The sequence below is a fragment of the Candidatus Clostridium helianthi genome (genome assembly GCF_045310795.1).
In the GTDB taxonomy this organism is placed as follows: domain Bacteria; phylum Bacillota; class Clostridia; order Clostridiales; family Clostridiaceae; genus Clostridium; species Clostridium helianthi.
The window spans coordinates 50,568-67,239 of the sequence record NZ_JBJIAB010000003.1 but is presented as its reverse complement, the minus strand read 5'-3'; the positions used below and the strand labels follow the sequence as shown (position 1 = coordinate 67,239).

17 protein-coding genes and 1 riboswitch are annotated in these 16,672 nt (G+C 31.8%); of the genes, 15 read left to right on the top strand and 2 right to left on the bottom strand.

Annotated elements, in window-relative coordinates; all coding sequences use genetic code 11:
- Positions 1–12 precede the first annotated feature (12 nt).
- The 3 genes from mntR to ACJDTP_RS03405 all read left to right on the top strand — a co-directional run bounded on the left by mntR (position 13) and on the right by ACJDTP_RS03405 (position 3,692).
- Entirely contained in the window at positions 13–483 is a 471-nt protein-coding gene (gene mntR / locus ACJDTP_RS03415) for a transcriptional regulator MntR (protein ID WP_077837428.1), read from the top strand.
- A gap of 373 nt (positions 484–856) precedes the next feature.
- Positions 857–1,612: an AIM24 family protein gene (locus tag ACJDTP_RS03410; RefSeq protein ID WP_077845073.1), complete on the top strand. Its 756-nt coding sequence runs from the start codon at positions 857–859 to the stop codon at positions 1,610–1,612.
- A gap of 463 nt (positions 1,613–2,075) precedes the next feature.
- Positions 2,076–2,177: riboswitch (purine riboswitch) on the top strand.
- Between the two features lie 222 nt (positions 2,178–2,399).
- Entirely contained in the window at positions 2,400–3,692 is a 1,293-nt protein-coding gene (locus ACJDTP_RS03405) for an NCS2 family permease (protein WP_103698590.1), read from the top strand.
- Between the two features lie 180 nt (positions 3,693–3,872).
- Here ACJDTP_RS03405 and ACJDTP_RS03400 read toward each other — a convergent pair whose 3' ends face one another.
- Together ACJDTP_RS03400 and ACJDTP_RS03395 are read right to left on the bottom strand one after the other, a co-directional pair.
- Positions 3,873–4,496: a cytidylate kinase-like family protein gene (locus ACJDTP_RS03400; protein WP_017209051.1), complete on the bottom strand. Its 624-nt coding sequence runs from the start codon at positions 4,494–4,496 to the stop codon at positions 3,873–3,875.
- A gap of 48 nt (positions 4,497–4,544) precedes the next feature.
- On the bottom strand, positions 4,545–4,997 hold the full coding sequence (locus ACJDTP_RS03395) for a GlcG/HbpS family heme-binding protein (RefSeq protein ID WP_406760503.1): 453 nt from the start codon (positions 4,995–4,997) through the stop codon (positions 4,545–4,547).
- 254 nt (positions 4,998–5,251) lie between these two features.
- On the opposite strand from ACJDTP_RS03395, the gene ACJDTP_RS03390 reads away from it, so the two are divergent.
- From ACJDTP_RS03390 to ACJDTP_RS03335, 12 genes are all read left to right on the top strand, one after another.
- Positions 5,252–5,632, top strand: coding sequence for a BMC domain-containing protein (locus tag ACJDTP_RS03390; RefSeq protein ID WP_077845076.1), 381 nt, complete (start codon positions 5,252–5,254; stop codon positions 5,630–5,632).
- Positions 5,633–5,640: 8 nt separating this feature from the next.
- Entirely contained in the window at positions 5,641–6,093 is a 453-nt protein-coding gene (locus ACJDTP_RS03385; RefSeq protein WP_077845077.1) for a EutP/PduV family microcompartment system protein, read from the top strand.
- Between the two features lie 72 nt (positions 6,094–6,165).
- On the top strand, positions 6,166–6,741 hold the full coding sequence (locus ACJDTP_RS03380; protein WP_077845078.1) for a DJ-1/PfpI family protein: 576 nt from the start codon (positions 6,166–6,168) through the stop codon (positions 6,739–6,741).
- Positions 6,742–7,262: 521 nt separating this feature from the next.
- Positions 7,263–9,797 carry a glycyl radical protein gene (locus ACJDTP_RS03375; protein WP_077845079.1) on the top strand — a complete coding sequence of 845 codons (2,535 nt, stop codon included), beginning with the start codon at positions 7,263–7,265 and terminating at the stop codon, positions 9,795–9,797.
- Between the two features lie 91 nt (positions 9,798–9,888).
- Entirely contained in the window at positions 9,889–10,809 is a 921-nt protein-coding gene (locus tag ACJDTP_RS03370; RefSeq protein WP_077845080.1) for a glycyl-radical enzyme activating protein, read from the top strand.
- Positions 10,810–10,838: 29 nt separating this feature from the next.
- Positions 10,839–11,636: a propanediol utilization microcompartment protein PduB gene (gene pduB, locus ACJDTP_RS03365; RefSeq protein ID WP_012060216.1), complete on the top strand. Its 798-nt coding sequence runs from the start codon at positions 10,839–10,841 to the stop codon at positions 11,634–11,636.
- Between the two features lie 292 nt (positions 11,637–11,928).
- On the top strand, positions 11,929–12,207 hold the full coding sequence (pduA, locus tag ACJDTP_RS03360) for a propanediol utilization microcompartment protein PduA (protein ID WP_012060215.1): 279 nt from the start codon (positions 11,929–11,931) through the stop codon (positions 12,205–12,207).
- An 80-nt stretch (positions 12,208–12,287) separates the two neighbouring features.
- Entirely contained in the window at positions 12,288–13,061 is a 774-nt protein-coding gene (locus ACJDTP_RS03355) for a hypothetical protein (RefSeq protein WP_406760502.1), read from the top strand.
- Positions 13,062–13,181: 120 nt separating this feature from the next.
- Complete coding sequence (locus tag ACJDTP_RS03350; RefSeq protein ID WP_406760501.1) at positions 13,182–13,805, top strand: BMC domain-containing protein; 624 nt, start codon at positions 13,182–13,184, stop codon at positions 13,803–13,805.
- Positions 13,806–13,850: 45 nt separating this feature from the next.
- Complete coding sequence (locus ACJDTP_RS03345) at positions 13,851–14,108, top strand: EutN/CcmL family microcompartment protein (protein WP_012060212.1); 258 nt, start codon at positions 13,851–13,853, stop codon at positions 14,106–14,108.
- 37 nt (positions 14,109–14,145) lie between these two features.
- Positions 14,146–15,495 (top strand): aldehyde dehydrogenase family protein, encoded by a 1,350-nt coding sequence (locus tag ACJDTP_RS03340; protein WP_077845084.1) that lies wholly within the window; start codon positions 14,146–14,148, stop codon positions 15,493–15,495.
- 25 nt (positions 15,496–15,520) lie between these two features.
- Positions 15,521–16,627, top strand: a complete 1,107-nt coding sequence (locus ACJDTP_RS03335) for a 1-propanol dehydrogenase PduQ (protein ID WP_406760597.1) — start codon at positions 15,521–15,523, stop codon at positions 16,625–16,627.
- Positions 16,628–16,672: the final 45 nt, after the last annotated feature.

The following is a 16,672-nucleotide window of genomic DNA, read 5'->3' as shown; positions in this document are numbered from 1 at the left end:
GCGAGTAAGTATATGGCTAAAAATGATTTCTATACTTTTAACGAATATATGAAGAAAGAAGACAGCAAGCTAACTGCGTCCATGGAAGATTACCTTGAGATGATATATAGATTGTCATTGAATAAAGGGTATTTAAGAATTAATGAACTTTCAAATGCACTTAATGTTCAACCTCCTTCTGCCACAAGGATGGTGCAGAAATTATCTGAGGAAAGACTTGTAAAGTATGAAAAATATGGAATTATAATACTTGAAGAAAGTGGTAAAAAACTCGGCGCCGCACTTCTTAACAGGCATCATATTATTGAGAATTTTCTAAGGATACTCGATATTCCTGATAAAGAAATATTAGATGAAACAGAAAAGATAGAACATACTGTAAGTAAAGAAACATCAAAATGCTTTCAGGATTTTGTACAATTTATAGAAAGTAACCCTAGTATAGCTAAGGCTTTTAAGGAGTATAGAGAGTCTATAAAATAGAAAAATGGAGATTGTTTATTTAAACAGTAATAAAGATAAATCAGATAGCAAGTTAAATCTTAATTATAAGGCTTAATTTATTATCTGATTTATTTATGTTGCTTTTATTTGAGTTTGAGTAAATATAATTAAATAGTAAATATAGTTTTTAGTATTTTCTAAATAAAGGTGCTTGTTGAAATTGCATTATATTCAAAAAAGTAAGCTACAAACTGTATTTTTGAATATTACGTTTTATAAGTGGAAGAAGCTTAATTAATTGTTTGATGCCTATGTAAAAATCTATATTATTACCTGTATACATAATAATGTAATTAATTAACATAGACTATATAATAAATATATAGTCAAAGAATAAAGGAGAGAGTTTGTGATGGTAAAGTGTAAGAATCTTTTTGAAAATAAAAATATTGAAGTTGTAGAATCAAGAGGAGGCGTTAAGGTTCTTGAATACAAAAAGGATTTGAGTGTAAGTACTGCAACTGCAATGTCTGCGTATTTTGCTTCAGAGATGAATGTTAGAAAAAGACAGGTTTTAATCGAGTTGAATGGTAATGCTTACACAATAAGTTCCGGGGTAATGCAGTGGACAGCAGGATCTGTGAGTATGGCTGCTGATATTAAGGGAATTGGTGATTTTTTTGGAAAAGCTATATCATCAAAGGTAACAAAAGAGTCTGCTATTAAACCAAAATATCAAGGAAATGGCTTATTAATGTTAGAACCAACATATAGGCATATTTTGCTTGAGGAAGTTTCGGAATGGGGAGGGATAGTTTTAGATGATGGACTTTTCTTAGCGTGTGAATCTAAGGTTCAGCAAAAGATAGTTGCGAGGACAAACATTTCTTCGGCAATGCTTGGGAATGAAGGCCTATTTAATTTGTGTCTAAAAGGTGAAGGGATAGCCGTGTTAGAAAGTCCTGTTCCAAGAAGCGAATTGATAGAATTTATATTAGATAATGATGAGGTACGGATTGATGGAAATTTTGCAATTGCTTGGTCTAATTCTTTAGAGTTTAGAGTTGAAAAGTCTAGTAAAAGTTTAATTGGATCAGCAGTCTCAGGAGAGGGATTAGTTAACGTATATAGGGGAACAGGAAAAATACTTATGGCTCCAATATCATAGAAATACGGATGTGAATATTTAATTGTAGAAGGATTGGTAATAAATACTATAATTGCTAATCCTTTTACTATTAAGAATTTAAAAGGTAAGTCAAAAATAATGTTTATTTGGGATTAATAGTAAACAGGAGAATATAAAAAGTTAATAGAATAATAAATATAAATATTAAGATTGCTTAAAAACTAATATTCGGAATAATTTTACATACGAGGAATTATAGCTATATTATTAGATTTTTTTTGCCCAAAACATATAAAAACACGAACATTAGATAAATAAAAATAAAAAAAATACATAAAAAAATTAATTTACTATTGATTTATAGTCCAAAGTATTGTAGCATTAAGTATGTAAAATAAAGAGCTATATATTACGCACTGAATATATTACATTTTATTTATTCTATGCTTTAACATTCGATGATTGTATGGAAATTCAAAAAGTAATTTATTAGTATGTCATATATAAATAATGAAATTTTACCCGTATATGCTTGAAAATAAGGTTCAAGCGTTTCTACCGGACTACCGTAAATTGTCTGACTATGGGTGTTTATAGGTACTTGTTACTTATAAGCCCCTTTGTAAAAAAACAAAGGGGCTTATATTTTACAAGAAATCTTTAAATTCTTGTTATTATCTTTTATATTTTTTTCAATGTTAGTGCATCCTACTAACAGATGTATTATTTTGGAGTAGCAGTGTTAATTTGTGTAGCTCAAAAATAGGAGGAATCTATATTGGACAATGTATTAAAAAAATCGGTAAAAACAACGGAGGAGAACGGTATGTTAGAAAAAATATTTCACTTATCAAAAAATAAAACAACTGTTAAGACAGAAATGTTAGCGGGGTTAACAACCTTTTTAACTATGGCGTATATCTTAGTAGTAAATCCTAGTATCTTAAGTCAATCAGGTATGGATGTATCAGCTGTATTTACTGCAACTGCATTGGCTTCTTTTATTGGTACTGTAATTATGGCACTTATAGCTAATTATCCATTTGGTATGGCACCAGGTATGGGGTTAAATGCTCTTTTCACATTCACAATTTGTTTGGGAATGAAGTTCTCTTGGCAAACAGCTTTGGCAGCTTCATTAATCGAAGGATTTATATTTATGGCGCTTAACATATTTAAAATTAGACAAGTAATTATTGATAGTGTTCCGCCAACATTAAAATATGCAATTAGTATTGGGATTGGTTTCTTTATAACATTTATAGGTCTTCAAGATGCTAAGATGATTGTTGCTAATCAAGCTACATTAGTTGGAATAGGAAATTTAAAAGATCCAACAGTACTTTTAGCTGGTCTAGGTGTTATTATAATATCAATATTATATTATAAAAATGTAAAAGGTTCATTCATTATTGGAATGTTTTCTGTATATGTATTAGGAATGATTTTTGGAGTTGCTAAGGTACCTACAGGAATAATATCTATGCCACCATCAGTTGCTCCAATATTTATGCAATTTGATTTTAAGAGTGCAATGGTAATTGGTATAATACCAGCAATTCTTTCTATGTTATTTATAGATGTTTTCGATAGTATAGGAACTCTAATTGGTTTAGCTTCAAAAGCTGGATACTTAGACGAAAAAGGTAATGTTAAAAATGCAGATAAAGTTTTAACAGCTGATGCTATTGGATCTGTAGTAGGTGCATGTTTAGGAACATCTACACCTGTAGCGTTTGTTGAGTCAGCAGCTGGTATTGCTGAAGGCGGAAGAACAGGACTTGCTGGTCTTACAATAGCTGGATTATTCTTCTTGTCATTATTCTTTTCACCAATTTTAACTGCTATACCAGGTTTTGCTACAGCGCCTGTTCTAATAGTTTTAGGTGCAGTAATGATGGAACCAATATCAAAGGTTAATTTCTCAGATTTCACTGAAGGAATGCCTGTATTCTTAACATTGATATTAACTCTTTTAACATATTCAATTACAGATGGGTTAGCATTTGGATTTGTTTCTTATGTATTAATAAAATTATTTACAGGTAAATCAAAAGATATTCCTGTACCAATGTATTTTATTGCCTTAGCATTTGTAGGATTATTCGCGCTTATGTAATAATAGATAAGAAGAGCCTCATGGTGTAAGAAAATTCACCATGGGGCTTTTATAAATTAATTACTAACTATTAATTTTCTATGTTATTTGTTAAAAAATAATGATAATAGTGCTTTGACTTATTATTTAGTTGGCAATTTTGATTTTATATTGAAGATGTTTTTAAGGACGTCGGAAGATTTATAATTCCATACGTAACTTTACATACTTCTTAATATATTTTACGCATTTCTCGAAGCCGAGCTTACTGGTATCTAGAGACAGATCATAGTTTTTTACGTCCTCCCACTTATTGCCAGTATGGTAATAGTAGTAGTCACTTCTATATTTATTTAATTTCTTAATTTCCTTAATTGCTTCTTTTTCAGAAGCGCCAAGGATATCCATTTCATGCTTAATACAGTAATCCTCTGATGCATGAATAAAAATTTTAAATATATTTGGTTTATCCTTTAAGATATAATCAGCACAACGCCCTATCACAACATAAGATTCTTTATCGGCTAATTCACGTAACACCTTAGCCTGATAATTGAACAAATTGTCATTTGAAGTAAAATCATTACTTTCAGGTGGGATTAATTCACCGTTATATACTTTCTTTGAAACCTTATAAAGCAAACTATTTTTTACACCTTCATCTGCATTAGCAAATAGAGCTTCATTTATACCACTGTCATCTGAAGCCAAACGTAATAATTCACGATCATACATATTTATACCCAAATCTTTAGATAACATTTTTCCTATTGTTGTCCCACCGCTTCCACAAGTTCTTGTTATTGCAATTACAAACTTATCCATATAATCTCACTCCTTCCCTATATAGAAATTATACCACATTTTATTAAATTATTTAAGTGCTGCTTGAGCTATCTGAATATCTTCATCAATGCTTCCGCCACTAACACCAATAGCACCAATGATATTTCCGTTACTAACTATTGGTATTCCTCCACCTAGAATACAAAGTTCGCCATGTCCAGTATTTTCTAGGCCATAAAGAGGTTTGCCAGGAAGTACTAGATCATTAAGTCTTTCAGTAGACATTTTTAAAGCAAGTGCAGTATATGCTTTATTAAATGAAACTTTAATACTTATTAAGATTGAATTATCCATTCTATGCTGGGCGATAAGATTTCCACCATCATCAACTAATGCTATAACTACTGGAACATTTATTGACTCAGCTTTTCTTTCTGCTTTTTCAAGAATTTCTTTTGTCATTTTTAGTGTTAGCTTAGGCGTCTTTATAGAACTAATTAGATCACTCGATAACTTTTTTATTAAATCTTCATTTATCATATAATCGCTCCTATAAATATTATTTATATAATGTATTTAAGTTAAATTACTCCAATAATATTATATAATTTAACTAATTTTGCTACAGGTAATTTACAATTGTATAATAAGTAAAGTTCAGACTATACTTAAATTTACTTATTTTTAGTTACAAAATTATTACTAATGGTCCTTAGAAATATGCTACGATTATAAACAGAGTGGTATCAAAAAAATGTATTTAAAATTACAATTTTTTCGAGAGGTGAAAAAGAATGAAGTTAAATGATTTGCAGATAAATAAAACTGATTTAATGAGAATAATTCAAGAAACCGTTCCAGGAAAACAAATTACAATGGCTCATGTGATTGCGAGCCCAGACTCTATTATTTATAAGAAGCTAGGATTAGACCCTAAAATTGATTATAACAGGGCAGCTATTGGTATTCTGACTGTTACCCCAAGTGAAACTTCTATAATAGCGGCAGATATAGCAATAAAAGCGTCAGCAATAGAGATTGGTTTTATTGATAGATTTAGCGGAACTTTGATTATTACAGGAACAATTTCAGATGTGGTAATTGCTTTAGATTCTATCTTAAATTATGCAAAAAATACACTAGGATTTAATGTTTGTAATTTAACAAAGGCATAGGTGGTTTTATGAGAAAGATTATATTAGTTGGAAGGACAGGCTGTGGTAAAACTACTTTAACTCAAGCTTTAAAGGGAAAAGAGATTACATATCATAAAACCCAATATGTAAATAATTTTGATGTTATTATAGATACTCCTGGCGAATATGCTGAAAATAAAAAACTAGCACGAGCGTTAATACTATACTCCTATGAAGCCGATGTAGTTGGACTTTTAATGAGTTCACTTGAAGAATATTCTCTTTATAGTCCTAATATTGCAGCAGGAGCGACTAGAGAAGTAGTTGGAATTGTGACTCAGATAGATAATAAGAATGCAAGAGCAGATTTAGCAGAAGCATGGCTCAGTCTTGCCGGTTGTAAAAAAATATTTCATATAAGTTCATATACAGGAGAAGGAATACCCAATCTTTTGGATTATTTAAAAGAAGATGACGATATACTGCCTTGGGAAAAGTAGCTATGAAAGAGGTCTTAAAATTACATGTAAGGGTTTAAAAAGTGCAAATTTTATTTAAGGAGAGATTCGAATATGAGAAAAATTTTGATGTTAGCTGGCGATTTTACTGAAGATTATGAAGTCATGGTACCATATCAAGCCTTGGAAATGTTAGGTTTTAAAGTTAATGTAGTTTGTCCAGAAAAGAATGCCGGGGAATATATAAAGACTTCAATACATGATTTTGAAGGACATCAAACTTATACTGAAAAGCTTGGACATAACTTTCTATTAAATATGTCTTTTGATTATTTAAAATTAGAAGAATATGATGGATTATATATAACAGGGGGAAGAGCACCAGAATACCTTAGACTTAATACACGGGTTATTGATATTGTAAAATACTTTATGGAATTAAAAAAACCAGTAGCTGCTATATGCCATGGAATTCAAATATTAACAGCGGCTGATATAATTAAAGGAAGAAAGTTAACTGGCTATCCTGCTGTTAAGCCAGAAGTAGTTATGGCTAGAGGAATCTTTATAGATAAAAATCCAGATGAAACAGTGGTAGATGGTAACTTAATAACTTCACCAGCCTGGCCAGGAAATACGGCTATCTTGAAAGATTTTTTAAATATTCTTAATGTAAAAATTCAATTATAGATAAAAAGCATGTAATTTAGAATTATGTTACAACTTATCTAAATTAAAAATATTGTTGTTTCTCAGAACTATGAGAATTTTGCTGAAAGGTTATAAATGCTAGGTTGCATATTATGACCCTTGTGGCTACAAAAATGTTTATGATTTGAAGGATAGATATGCCACATTAGAAAGAGAAGGTGCCTTTTACGCAGTGTTGCATTGAAAAAATAATTACAAGAATTTCTTTAGTAAAAGTTATTCCATACTTGATTGTCTCGGGAACATGCGGGGATGAATGCAACTTTTACTGGTAGATGTCTACAATTATTTTTTCTAGCAACTGAGTAACAGAGCACCTTCTCTTTCGTTTGATTTATCATATAAGTCAAATTTACATGCTAGTTATTTATATGAATTTTGAGATAGTTTTAATTTTACAATATTTTAGTTTGAATTGTATTACAACGATTTCATACCTCTAATATATAATGAACTTGCACGAAATAAATTTTTACGATTTTTTGAGGAGGGAATTATAAATGATATCTAAAGGGTTTTCAAAACCAACTGAGAGGGTTGAAAGATTAAAAAGAATGATTGTGGATGCAATTCCGTATGTAGAATCAGAAAGAGCGGTTCTTGTAACAGAATCATATAAGGAAACAGAAGGTCTATCTCCTATATTAAGACGTGCTAAAGCCGTAGAAAAAATATTTAACAATTTACCTATTACTATTCGTGAAGATGAATTAGTAGTTGGTGCAATTACTAAAAATCCACGTTCTACTGAAATTTGTCCAGAATTTTCTTATGATTGGGTAGCTAAAGAATTTGACACAATGGGAACAAGAATTGCAGATCCATTCCAAATTCCAAAGGAAACAGCGGCAGAATTAAGTGAAGCATTTAAATATTGGGAAGGTAAGACCACAAGTGCACTTGCTGATTCTTACATGTCTCAAGAAGCAAAAGACTGTATGGCAAATGGAGTATTTACTGTAGGAAATTATTTCTATGGTGGAGTTGGTCACATTTGTGTTGATTACGGAAAGATTTTAAGAAAAGGGTTTAAAGGCATTATTGCTGAAGTTATTGAAGCAATGAGTAAAATGGACAAGAAGGACCCTGATTATATAAAGAAACAACAATTTTATAATGCTGTAGTAATTTCTTATAGCGCAGCAATAAATTTTGCACATAGATATGCTCAAAAAGCTAGAGATATGGCGGCTATAGAATTAAACCCTACTAGAAAAGCAGAATTGTTACAAATAGCTGCTAACTGTGAAAGAGTACCTGAAAATGGTGCAACAAACTTCTATGAAGCTTGCCAATCATTCTGGTTCATTCAAATAATGGTTCAAATTGAATCTAATGGACACTCAATTTCACCAGGACGTTTTGATCAATATATGTATCCTTACCTTAAAGAAGATAAAAACATCTCAAAAGAATTTGCTCAAGAGTTAGTTGATTGTATTTGGATTAAACTAAATGATATTAATAAAACTCGTGATGAAATTTCAGCTCAAGCTTTTGCAGGTTATGCTGTGTTCCAAAACCTATGTGTTGGTGGACAAAATGAAGAAGGGCTTGATGCCACAAATGAAGTATCTTACATGTGTATGGAAGCAACAGCTCATGTTAAATTACCAGCACCTTCATTCTCTATCCGTGTATGGCAAGGGACTCCAGATGAATTCTTGTTAAGAGCTTGCGAAGTCGCAAGATTAGGCCTTGGTGTACCTGCTATGTACAATGATGAAGTTATAATTCCTGCATTAGTTAATAGAGGTGTTACTCTTAGAGATGCACGTAACTATTGTATTATCGGCTGTGTTGAACCTCAATGTCCAAACAAGACAGAAGGCTGGCATGATGCAGCATTCTTTAATGTAGCTAAGGTATTAGAAATTACATTAAATAATGGTAAAGTAGGCAACAAGCAATTAGGTCCTATCACAGGGGATATAACAACATTTAAGAATATAGATGATTTCTATGCAGCATTTAAGAAGCAAATGGAATACTTTGTTTACTATCTTGTTGAAGCAGATAACTGTGTTGATTATGCTCATGCTGAAAGAGCGCCATTACCATTCTTATCAGCAATGGTTGATGATTGTATAGGAAGAGGTAAATCAGTTCAAGAAGGTGGAGCAATTTATAACTTTACAGGACCACAAGCTTTTGGTATAGCAGATACAGGAGATTCCGTATATGCAATTCAAAAACATGTATTTGAAGATAAAACTATTGCAATGGATCAATTAAAAGCAGCATTAGATGCAAACTTTGGACATACTGGCGTTAATGCAGTTAGTACAAGCAATAACAATGCTGATGTTACTGAAATGCAGATATATGAAGCAGTTAAGAGAATATTAAGTAATTCTGGATCAATTGATATATCTGAAATTCAAAGCAGAATCTCTTCAGAATTTACTTCACCTAAAACAACAGTTTCAGGAGATATTGATAATATAAGAAGACTTCTTGAAAGTACTCCTTGCTTTGGTAATGATATAGATGAAGTTGATATGGTTGCTCGTAAATGTGCACAAATATACTGCTTCGAAGTTGAAAAATATACTAACCCACGTGGAGGACAATTCCAAGCTGGAGTTTACCCAGTATCTGCAAATGTATTATTTGGTAAAGATGTTGGGGCATTACCAGATGGTAGATTAGCTAAGACTCCTCTTGCTGATGGTGTATCTCCTAGAGCAGGTAAAGATTGTGCAGGTCCAACTGCAGCAGCAAATTCTGTTGCTAAGCTAGATCACTTTGTAGCATCAAATGGTACACTTTATAATCAAAAATTCTTACCATCTGCAGTTGCTGGAGATACAGGATTACAAAACTTTGCTTCTGTAATAAGAAGTTACTTTGATCATAAAGGTATGCATGTTCAATTTAATGTAATTGATAAGCAATTATTATTAGATGCTCAAAAGCACCCAGAAAATTATAAAGACCTGGTTGTTCGTGTTGCAGGCTATAGTGCTCAATTTACTGTATTAGCAAAGGAAGTACAAGATGACATTATAAATCGTACTGAACATTCACTTTAAGCTTATTTGAACATAATAAGTAGGCCAAAATTTTATCCCTTATAAGTTTTATTTGAAAAAGTTACACTTTATAAGGTTAGGGGAGATGTGCATGATGGATACAATTAATTATAGTATGGAAGGAACAGTATTTGATATACAGAGATTCTCTATACATGATGGCCCAGGAATTCGTACAATAGTTTTTTTAAAAGGATGTCCTTTATCATGCTTATGGTGTAGCAATCCTGAATCACAGAAAATTAAACCTGTCATAATGTATCAATCTGCGAATTGTATTCATTGTGGAAGATGTATTTCAGCCTGCAAAATAGGTGCAATTAGTGTTAATAATAAAGGTTTTATAAATAGAGAAATTTGCACAGCATGTGGTGAATGTAGCAATGTTTGTCCAACAAGCTCTTTAGTCTTAAAAGGTAAAAAAATGACGATTGAACAAGTTATAAAAGAACTCAAAAAAGATGCTATAAATTATAGACGATCTGGTGGTGGAATCACTTTATCAGGAGGAGAACCACTATTACAGTCAGATTTTTCAAAAGAACTTTTTAAGGCATGTAAAGCACAAGGTTGGCATACAGCTATTGAAACTACAGGTTATGCAAATTCAGAAACTATTGAAAAAGTATTTCCATATATAGATTTAGTGCTTATGGATATTAAGAGTACAAATCTTGAATTACACAGAAAATACACAGGAGTTTCTAACGAAATAATTCTAAATAATGCAAAGAGAATTTCTGAAATATCAAAAATGGTAGTTAGAGTACCATTAATACCAGACTTTAATTCTTCAATTCAAGATATTTTGGAATTATGTAGGTTTACTAAAACTTTGAATAACATTGATACGATTCATTTGTTACCATACCATACTTATGGTGAAAATAAATATGAACTCCTTGGAAGAGATTATCTTATGAAAGACTCACGGTCATTAAAAGAAGATGAGATTGAAGTCTTAAAAAAGATTATTGAGGATCAGGGGATTAAATGTATTATTGGTGGTTAAAGATATAATTTTAGAATGGAGGAGTCAAAATGGATCAACAATTGATTGAAAAGGTAATGAAACAGGTTTCTAGCGAACTTGGAATATCTGTTAAAAATCAAAATAATGATTCTCAAAATATAAGCAAAAATACTAGTGGAGGAATAGGTGTTACTGAATTTGTAGGTACTGCAATAGGAGATACTATTGGACTAGTAATTGCAAGTGTAGATCCACTACTTACAGAAACTATGAAATTAGGAAAGTACCGTTCAATCGGTATCATAGGCGGAAGAACTGGAGCTGGACCTCAAATTATGGCTGTTGATGATGCTGTTAAAGCTACAAATACAGAAGTTATTTCTGTTGAATTACCTAGAGATACTAAAGGCGGAGCAGGTCATGGAAGTTTAATTTATATAGGAGCTGATGATGTTTCAGATGCTAGACGTGCAGTTGAAATTGCACTTTCAAGCTTAGATAAATATTTTGGAGATGTGTATGCAAATGATGCAGGACATTTAGAATTTCAATACACAGCTAGAGCAAGTTATTGTTTAGAAAAAGCTTTTGGAACGCCATTAGGCAGAGCTTTTGGAATGGTTTGTGCAGGACCAGCTGCAATTGGAACAGTTTTAGCTGATGTTGCTGTAAAAGCTGCTAATGTTGATGTTGTAGGTTACTGTTCACCAGGAAACGGAACAAGTTTCTCAAATGAGGTTATATTAACTTTCAGTGGTGATTCGGGAGCTGTAAGACAAGCTGTAAGAGCATCAATTGAAGTAGGTAAAAAATTACTTGGTGCGTTAGGTGATGAACCTAAATCAACTACAACACCTTATATTTAAGCAGAGAACCAAAATCTACGATTTTGTGTGAATCGCTTACTCAGTGAACGCATGTGAGTCGAGTTTCCTTAAGAATAAGTGAAAGTCCAAATCTGCGATTTGGTTACTTGAACTTAGTTAACTCATATATGAGTTAACCTCATTAAAAATTGATTTGGTGTGAATCACTTACTCAGCGAGTGAATACGAGTCGAGTTTCTTTATCAATATAATATATTAAATTCAATATTTTCTATATAAAGTTAAATATAAAAAAACAAAAGTTTACCTAAAATTTAAGGAGGTATTTAATATGAATTCAGATGCATTAGGAATGGTTGAAACTAAAGGTTTAGTTGCTGCAATAGAAGCAGCAGATGCTATGGTTAAAGCAGCAAATGTTAATTTAATAGGATATGAAAAGATAGGTTCAGGTCTAGTAACAGTTATGGTTCGTGGTGATGTTGGCGCTGTAAAAGCAGCAACTGATGCAGGGGCTGCATCTGCTAGATTAGTTGGAGAAGTTGTTTCTATTCATGTCATTCCACGTCCTCATATGGACACTGAAAAGATTCTTCCTAAATTCGTATAAGAAGATTTTAAATTATAATGAGATAGTTATGCAAAAAGAAAATATTACAGTAATTGTTTTTAGAGCTTAGGAGGGATAACGTGGAAATAGATGAGAAAAGACTAAGAGAATTAGTGATTAAAGCCATACAATTGCTTCAAGCCGAAAGCTCCATACAGAATTTATTTATTCCCACAAAGAAACTGTATGTAATATTTACTGAAGAGTGGAATAACAAGTATTCATCTATATTTGAAGAATTAGATAAGCGAAACGAATATGAAGTTTATGCAGTATTACCAGATGGAATATATAATGATTTTCACTTAAGTAATTTGAAAAAATTTAGTGTATGTAAATCCGTAATAAGTAGAAAGAATGTTGACTTTGATGAATCATCAGAATATCTCACGGTATTTCCAGTAGTTCCTAGAGAAATCGTAGTTAAAACAGCATTATGCATTGATGATATTTTTGAAAGTAGATGGATTTTTAAAAGTATGGAAAAGGGGCAAAGAATTATTTTGCTCAGTTCAGGACTTGAGAAATTTACTGGCAAAGAGCCACCTAGTTATATTAATAAGATATTAAATTATTACAAGACTTTGTTAGAATTTAATATTGAAATAACAAAGGATATTTTTCAAATTGAAGAATATGAAAATAAATTTGGTGAAAATAGTTCTCTGGTCTATGAAAGTACAGAATATAATGAGGTTTTAAATAATAAAGATGGCAAAAGAATAATTACTGTTCAGGAAATAGAAAGATATAAGAATGATAAAAAATTATTCTTATATTCAGGAGATATAATAACTGAGTTAGCTAAGGATAAGGCAAATAATTTAAACATTCAAATTATTAGAAGAAGTTAGAGCATATTCAAATGTATCGTTTAGTATAATAAAGATTTTCATAGAATGCGAGATTACTCGTATTTTATGAAAATTGTAAAAAGATGCACACATTAATAAAGATTAAAGTGAGGTGGCAGGATGAAAGAAGCATTAGGTTTAGTTGAAACAATAGGTTTATCAACTGCTATTTTAGCTGCAGATGCTATGGCGAAAACGGCTAATGTTAATATAATTGACCTTGAAAATACTAAGGGATCCGGGTACATGACGATAAAAGTTTCAGGAGATGTTGGAGCGGTAACAGCTGCAGTTACAGCAGGAAGACAAGTTGCTACTGAAAACAACGCATTCGTTTCATCTAAAGTAATTCCAAGACCTTCTAATAATATAGAAAGCGCTTTTTGTCAGCCTAAAAAGGAAGAAGATACTTCTTCTATCACAGAGAATAATATAATTGAAGAAAGTAATGTAAGTGAAGAAAATAATATTATTGAGGGAAATAATACTGTTGAAAACAAAGAATATTTAGAAAATCCCGTAGTTGTATTAGAAGAGGCTTTAACTGAAAAAGTTGAAAAGCAGGAAGATAAGCAGGAAGAAAATACTTCTCAAAGTGAAGGGGCAGTAGTTGAAAATAATGAAGACATCGATCAACCTGAAGAAGATGGTATTCAACTTAAGCAATCTGATATAGAAATTTCTCAATCTCAGCCAGAAGAAAAGAGAACTAGAAAAACTAGCAGTAGAAAAAAAGGAAAATAATAAATAGCACTTTTTAAGCTGCTAAAAGAAAGGACTGCGATTAGCATGTATATGGCAAAAGTTGTTGGTAATGTTGTAGCTACGAGAAAAGATGATTCATTAGTTGGGTATAAGCTAATGATTGTAAAGAGAATAGATGTAAAAGAAAATTTTATTGGCAACGAAGAAGTTGCAGCAGATTATGTTGGAGCAGGTATAGGGGATTATGTATTACTTTGTAAAGGGTCAGCTGTACGTGTAGAGAAACAAAAGGTTGCTATTGATATGGCTATTATTGGAATCATAGATACAATTGATGTCTAAAGATGTATTTATTCCATAATCAAGAGAGGAGGTTAACATGGATATAAATTATAAATTTTTTAATAACGAAGAATTAAAAAGTGGTGTTTTTTCTTCAGTGAATGATGCAGTTCTAGCAGCGGTAGGTGCATATAATCAATATAGCAAATTTACTTTGAATGAAAGACAAGAGATTATTGATTCTATTAAGAAAAAGCTTTTATGTAGAGTTGAGGAAATAGCTTATATGACAGTTGAAGAGACTGGAATGGGGAATGTACATGACAAAATTGAGAAACTTATTCTAGCGATTAAAAAAACACCAGGAATAGAAGACTTAATTACTGAAGTGAGAACAGGAGATAATGGGATGACATTATATGAACTATCATCTTATGGTGTTATCTGCGCCATACATCCATGTACTAATCCATGTGCCACATTAATTAGTAATACAATAGGGATGCTGGCAGCAGGAAATGGAGTTGTTCATTGTCCACATCCAAGAGCAATAAAAGTGTCAAAATATGTTACAGAGATAATCAGTATTGCAATAAGAGAAAGATGTGGAATAGATAATTTAGTTGTAACCCTAAATGAAAATTCAATTACTTGTACCAATGAAATTATGACTCATCCAGATATTTCAATGGTGGTTACGACAGGTGGTAATAATGTATTACGGCAAGCAATGGCATCTGGCAAAAAAGTTATTGGAGCTGGTCCTGGTAATCCTACGACTATTGTTGATGAAACTGCTGACATCAAAAAGGCTGCAAGAGATATTGTGAGGGGAGCTTCTTTTGATAATAATATAATGTGTATTTCAGAAAAAAGCATAGTAGCTGTTTCAAGTATTGCTGATTTATTAGTAGAAGAGCTTGTTAGAAATAATGTATATTACGTAGATAATGATGAGGAAATGCTTAAACTCACAGTAGCTACATTAACAAGGGACATGACCTTAAATAAGAGTCTTGAAGGTAAAAGTGCAAATGAGATTTTAAAGGCTGCAGGAATTGTATGTGAAAGAGATATTAAGCTTATTGTAGTTAATACTATAAAGCAGCATCCATTTGCAACAGTTGAAATGCTTATGCCACTTGTACCATTAATAAGAGTAAAGAATTTTGAAATAGCTTTGGATTCAGCACTTGAAATAGAACAAGGATTCAGGCACACAGCAACAATTCATTCTCAATCAATTGAAAGATTAAATGTAGCAGCAAAAGTAATGCAGACGGCAGTATTTGTTAAAAATGGCGCTTCACTTGTAGGAATTGGATGTAATGGTGAAGGTGATACCAGCTTTACAATTGCTACAATCACAGGAGAAGGTACTACTACAGCAAGGCATTTTGCAAGAAGAAGACGATGTTCCCTAACAAATGGTTTTTCAATTAGGTAGGAAAGGAGAGGAAGTTTTGAAAAGTGTGTATATTAAAACAAAAATATATTCAGGAGAAAATTCTCTGAAGCGCCTAGAGAAATTTAAAAATACAGATATCTGTGTGGTATGTGATCAATTTCTTGTGAAAAACGGCAGCGTAAAAGGTCTACTGAGTTTTATTAATGACAGTAATAATGTTTCTGTTTTTGATGAGGTTATTCCAGACCCGCCACTAAATGTAATTGGAAAAGGTGTTGCTCTTATTAAGAAAAATAATCCTAGCATAGTTATTGCGTATGGTGGAGGCTCTGCTATAGATACAGCGAAGGGAATTATTTATTTCGCAAAACAGCAAAACTTTATTGATAAAGTTAATTTTATAGCAATTCCAACTACAAGTGGAACTGGATCTGAGGTAACGTCAGCGACAGTAGTTACTGATACTGAGACAAAAACAAAGCATATTATTTTTGATGATGTGATGCTGCCAGATGAAGCAATCTTAGATGCAAATCTAACAGTTTCTGTTCCAGCAGACATTACTGCAAACACAGGAATAGACGTTTTAACTCACGCAATAGAAGCATATGTTGCAAAAGATGCAAATGTATATTCAGATGCATTAGCTGAAAAAGCTGTTGAATTGGTCATTGAATCTTTGGTACAGTGCTATAAACAAGGTACTGACATCGCAGCAAGGAATAAAATGCATGAAGCATCTAATTTGGCAGGTATGGCTTTTAATATAGCGGGTCTTGGTATAAATCATAGCATTGCTCATCAATTAGGAGGTAGATTTCATATTCCGCACGGACTTGCCAATTCAATCTTAGTAAATATTGTAATAGATTATAACTGTGAAGATCATGAGATTTTAAAGAAATACGCTAAATTAGTTTATAAAACTGGTATGGTGGAAAAAGCACAAAGTGATGAATTTGCAGTTGAAGTTTTAAAAACATATATTAAAACACTGACGAAGATTATGAATATGCCTCAAAACTTAAAAGAGTGTGGTGTAGATAAAAATGAATTTGAAAATGTAAAATCAATTATAGCTGAAAATGCACTAAAGGATGGATGTACACAAGCAAATAGAAGAGATATTACAAAATTTGGTATGGAACGACTGCTTCAATTAGTGTACTAACCTAATCTTAGTATGATAGAATATATTTAGAAAAATATATTCTTG